Raw genomic sequence first — 4,992 nt, forward strand, 5'->3', positions numbered from 1 at the left:
CGAGCTGACCCCCCAGCAGGTCGGGCTGGCGTCCGACGGCGCGCCGAGGCGGGTCGCGGGGCTGCGCCGCGCGGCTGGCCTCGATCAGCACCGACTACTACACCCGCATCGAGCAGGGCCGGATGCCCGCCTCCACCCCCGTGCTGGAGGCCCTCGCCCGGGCCCTGCGCCTCTCCCCCGACCAACGGGCCTATCTGCTCGGCCTGGCCGGACGGCCGCCGGCCGAACCCCCGGCCCGCGCCACGGCGGAGGTCACCGAGCACAACCGCCGACTGCTCGCCCAGCTCGCCACCGGACCGGCCGTCGTCCTCACCCGCACCATGGACGTGCTCGCCTGGAACCCGCCGGCCGCCGCACTGCTCACCGACTTCGGCCGCCACCCCGTCCGGGACCGCAACTACGTGTGGCTGCTCTTCAACGACCCCGTGCTGCGGTCCCGCTACCGCGACTGGGCGGACGGCGCCCGCGCCTGCGTGGCCCATCTGCGGATGCACACGGCCCGCCGACCGGACGACCCGCGACTGCACCGCCTGCTCGCGCGGATGGCCGACCACGTCGACTTCCAGCGCTGGTGGCAGGCCCGCGAGGTCGCCGTCCACGCTTCCGGGAACAAGCGGTTCCGGCACCCGCTGGTCGGTGACCTCACCCTGGACTGGGACACCCTGACCAGTGCCACGGCGCCGGACCAGCACATCGTGGTGTGGACCGCCGAGCCCGGCAGCGCCTCCGAACACCGGCTGCACACCCTCGCCGCGCGCACCGGCGCCACCGCTCCCCCGGGCCCGACGGCCGGTCCGAGCACCGGCCCGGTCACCGGCACGGCCATCAGCCCGGTCACCGGCCCAGTCACCGACACGCGCCACGGCGCACCCGAACCGGCCTGAGGCGCCCCCGCACTGCGACCGCCGCCGCCCCGGCCGGAGTGCCCGGCCGGGGCAGCGGCGACTGCCCGGTCAGCCCTGGGGGCAGTGCTTCCACGCGAAGTGGTAGACGGTGTTGATGCTGCCGTCGGTGGAGTCCATCGTCATGAAGCTGGTGGTCCTGGTCGTGTCCGAGCTGCCGGCGGCCACCCGGAGTTCGGTGTTGATGTTGAAGTTGCGCAGTTCGCCGCACGGCGCCCAGACCAGGGCCTCGACCGCGACGGTGTCGGTCGCCTGCCAGCTGTCGTCGAGCGCGCCGGTGAAGCTGTGGCTGGAGTAGGTGGTCTGCGGCGAGCCCTGGAAGTAGTAGTTGGCGCGCTGGACGGCGGTCGCGCCCTTCTCCAGGTGGGCGAAGCCCCGGTAGTCGGCGGCGGCGACGGCGTACGTGAAGCCCTGCGGGACGTGCACGTTCAGGTTGAGCTGACAGTTCTTGCGGAAGTCCGTCGGCTTGGAGCCGAGGCCGACCTGCGCCACGTAGTTGCTGTAGGTGACGGTGAACGCGGTGTTGTCCGGGGACACGGCGACCGCTGCCGTCCCGGCCGGGCAGCCGGAACCGTTCACGGTGGCGACGGAGATGACGATCTTGTCCGGCGGCGGGGTGTCCCACCCGGTGGCGAAGGCGGTGCCGGCGGTGCCGACCGTGCCGACGAGGGCTGTGCCGAGCAACGCCGCGGCGGCGGTGCCGGCGGCCAGGGTGCGAACGGACATGGGCGCTTCCTCCCTCTCGCCCGTCGGCTCCGGGCCGCGCACCCCCACGTGCGGGACCACCGACGAGCTTGACGCGTCCATGTCATCACGCCCTCCCGACCCCGTACAGCGGCGCGGCGGGGCGCACACCGGGGCGCCCTGGCGGACGTCCCCGGCCCGGCGCGCGCGGTACGCCCCGGAGCGCGCGCCGCCCGCACGCCCACCCGGCCGGCCCTTCGACCCGCCGACCCGCCGTCGCAGGAGGAGCCGCCGTCACGCTCCGGCGTCGCCGCCGATCGACAGGACCTCCGCGCTCGTCCGACCGCCGGGAGCGTCGTACTCGACGGTCTCGCCGACCCTGCGGCCGAGCAGGACCTGGCCGAGCGGACTGTCGTCGGTCACCAGCTCCGGGTCCAGTTCCTCGGCCAGTTCGCCGATCCGGACGGTCAACTCGGCGGCGTCCGCGAAGCGGAGGGTGACCGTGCTGCCGATGCCGACCGTCTCGGTGCTCGGCGCACCCGCGACCGCCGCCTCGCGCAGTCGGCCCTCGATCACGGTGATCCGGTCGTCCAACCGGTCGAGGATGTCGGCCCGTTGCAGTTCGTCGGCCTGGTCGGCCCGGTCGCCGACCTCCTCGCCGCCCCGCAGCGTGGCGGCGACGGCGTCGCGTTCCGTGCGCAAGTCGGCCAGGTCCCGCTCCAGCGCGGTACGGCCGGCGTCGCTGATGGGTTCGGGTGCACCGGTCATTCCGGCCTCCCTGGTCGAGCCGCCCGTTCGGACGGCGCAGGCTGATTCCGGCAATCCGAACATAACAGGACTCCTCGGTGCCCGGCTCGGCGACAAGGTCGCCCCTGATCGGTAACGACTTGCCCGTCCGCCTTCCCGCACCCGTCGGATGATCGGTAGAACAGCCGTACCACCACCTCCGAGGCAGGGAACCAGCCAGGATGAGCACCAACGGCCCCACCGGGTACGGCCAGAACGAGAATCCGTACGACGCGTCCAATCCCTACGGACAGCAGAACCCCTACGGACAGCAGCCCCCGTCCGGACAGCAGCCGCCCTACGGACAGCAGGCTCCGTACGACCAGCAGGCGTACAAGCAGGAGGCCCCGTACGGGCAGCCCGGCTACGGCGTTCCCCCGCAGCAGCCCTACGGCCAGCAGCCGCAGGCCGGCCTGCCGCACTGGCTCGGCCAGCCCGGCGGCTACGGCGGCGCCCCGGTACCCGGGTCCCGTCAGCTCGCGCCGATCGGGGAGCGGCTGGTCGCCCGGCTGATCGACGTCGCCGTGCTCCTCGTCCCGACCCTGCTGGTCTTCGTCGTCCTCGGCGCCTCGATCCTCTACTACCTCGTGGCGGGCCTGCTCTCCTTCGGCTACGAGGCGGCGATGCTGCTCACCCAGGGTGGCCAGACGGTCGGCAAGAAGGTGATGAAGCTGCGGGTCGTGGACCTCGGTCACGGCGGGAAGCCCGCCGAGAACTCGCTGCTGGTCCGCGCGGCCGTGTACACGCTGCCCAACGCGGTCTACTGCATCGGCTCCCTCTTCGCGCTCGTCAACGTCCTGTGGCCGCTGTGGGACAAGCCGCTCCAGCAGGCCCTGCACGACAAGGCGGCGAAGACCGTGGTGGTCAAGGAGTCCTGAGCCGCGGCCTCCCGCGAACGCCCCCGACCGGACGGCGGGCCGGCGCCGGTGCCGCTCCTCGGCCCGTCGCCCGGCCGGCGTCCGGTCGGGGTTCCGAGCCCGTACCCCGCGCCCCGGACCCCGCACCGGCACTCGCCCCGGCACCGCACCGGCAGTCGGCGGGAAGCCCGTTGAGCCCCGGGAGAGGTGACGCGACGTCGGATCGGCGGGCCCGGCGGCGGTCCGTGGACACGATTCGGGCCGGAACGTCAACATTTACATTCCCCGCGCGTCCTCGCATAGTGACAGGCCGAACCCGAGAGGAGCGCTGCCTTGCCGCAGGTCGAGGACAACGTGGTACACCAAGTGGAGCTGGAGCGGGCGGAGGTGGCCGCCGTCGTCGCGCTGTTCGACGAGCGGCTCGCCGACACCCGGGCCCGGCTCGTCGGGACACTCGCCGAACAGGCGGACGGCGCCACCGAGGCGTACGAGAGGGACCTGGCCGCCGAACAGCTGGCCCGGGAGGTGCGGCGGCTCGAAGGGGCCGAGGGCGGCCTGGTGTTCGGCCGGATCGACCTGGTCGACGGCACGGCGCTGCGGATCGGCCGGCTGAGCCTCCAGCGCGACGAGGACGAGCTGCCCGCCCTGGTCGACTGGCGGGCCGACGCCGCCCGCGCGTTCTACGAGGCGACGCCCGTGCACCCGATGGGCCTGCGCCGGCGCCGCCACCTGCGACTGACGGAGCGCACCGTGGTCGGGGTGAGCGACGAACTGCTCGACGGCTCCGAGCCCACCGCGGAGGACGTGGTCGGCGACGGCCCGCTCGCGGCCGCGCTCCAGGCCCGCCGCACCGGTCGGATGGGCACCGCGGTGGCCACCCTGCAGACCGAGCAGGACGCGATCGTGCGCTCCCAGCACCGCGGCGTCACCGTGGTCCAGGGCGGTCCCGGCACCGGGAAGACGGTGGTCGCGCTGCACCGCGCCGCCTATGTGCTCTACGCCTTCCCGAAGGCCGCCGAGCGCGGCGTGCTGGTGCTGGGGCCCAACGCCCGCTTCCTGGACTACATTTCGCAGGTGCTGCCCTCGCTCGGCGAGAGCGAGGTCGTCCTCGCGACCTGCGCCGAACTGGCCTCACCGGGCTGGGGGAACGGAGCGGACCAGGAGCACGGGACGGACGGGGCGGCGCCCGGTGCCGCCGTCGAGCGGCCGGAGGCGGCCAGACTCAAGGGCGACGGGGCGCTCGTCGCGGCGCTGGCGGCGACGGTGCGCGAACGGCAGGCACCCGGCGGGGAGTTCGCCGTGCGGGTCGGACAGGACGACGTCCGTCTGGGCGAGGCGGAGGTCGCCCTGACTCGTGACGCCGCACTGATGGGCGGTCTCCCGCACCACCGGGCCCGTGGGCTGTTCAAGGAGATGCTGGTCGACGCGGTGACCAGGGACCTGGCCCGCGAGGCGGCCGAGACGCTGGAGCGGATCGACGCCGAGGTGGCCGAGCTGACCGGCCTCGACCTCGACCGGGCCACGGCGGCGGACCTGCGCAACCTGGGCATCGTGGCCGATCCGGCGGCCGGCGGCGCGGAGTTCGACGCCGACGCGATGCGGGCCGCCCTGCTCGACGACGACCTGGTCGAGCGCACGGTCGAGGAGCTGTGGCCGCACCTCACGCCCGGCGAGGTGGTGGACGCCCTGCTCGGGGACCTCGGGACGCTGGCCGCGCGCCTGCCGGGGTTCACCGCCGAGGAGCACCGCGTCCTGCTGCGGAC

General features: G+C 74.1%; 5 protein-coding genes. 3 read left to right on the forward strand and 2 right to left on the reverse strand.

The window, feature by feature from the left end:
• Positions 1-83 precede the first annotated feature (83 nt).
• The gene (locus VR45_RS38095) at positions 84-884 is read left to right on the forward strand and encodes a helix-turn-helix domain-containing protein (RefSeq protein ID WP_234326575.1); all 801 of its coding nucleotides are present in this window, start codon (positions 84-86) and stop codon (positions 882-884) included.
• Positions 885-953: 69 nt separating this feature from the next.
• Here VR45_RS38095 and VR45_RS38100 read toward each other — a convergent pair whose 3' ends face one another.
• Both VR45_RS38100 and VR45_RS38105 read right to left on the reverse strand, forming a co-directional pair.
• Positions 954-1,628, reverse strand: coding sequence for a DUF4360 domain-containing protein (locus VR45_RS38100; RefSeq protein ID WP_045944533.1), 675 nt, complete (start codon positions 1,626-1,628; stop codon positions 954-956).
• 252 nt (positions 1,629-1,880) lie between these two features.
• Entirely contained in the window at positions 1,881-2,354 is a 474-nt protein-coding gene (locus VR45_RS38105) for a GreA/GreB family elongation factor (RefSeq protein WP_045944534.1), read from the reverse strand.
• Between the two features lie 200 nt (positions 2,355-2,554).
• Here VR45_RS38105 and VR45_RS38110 point away from each other — a divergent pair, with 200 nt between their 5' ends.
• Positions 2,555-3,250, forward strand: coding sequence for an RDD family protein (locus VR45_RS38110; RefSeq protein WP_045944535.1), 696 nt, complete (start codon positions 2,555-2,557; stop codon positions 3,248-3,250).
• 312 nt (positions 3,251-3,562) lie between these two features.
• A partial coding sequence (locus VR45_RS38115; RefSeq protein ID WP_052709693.1) for an AAA family ATPase occupies positions 3,563-4,992 on the forward strand: 1,430 nt, incomplete at its 3' end.

This window comes from Streptomyces sp. NRRL S-495 (assembly GCF_000966955.1).
Taxonomy (GTDB): domain Bacteria; phylum Actinomycetota; class Actinomycetes; order Streptomycetales; family Streptomycetaceae; genus Kitasatospora; species Kitasatospora purpeofusca.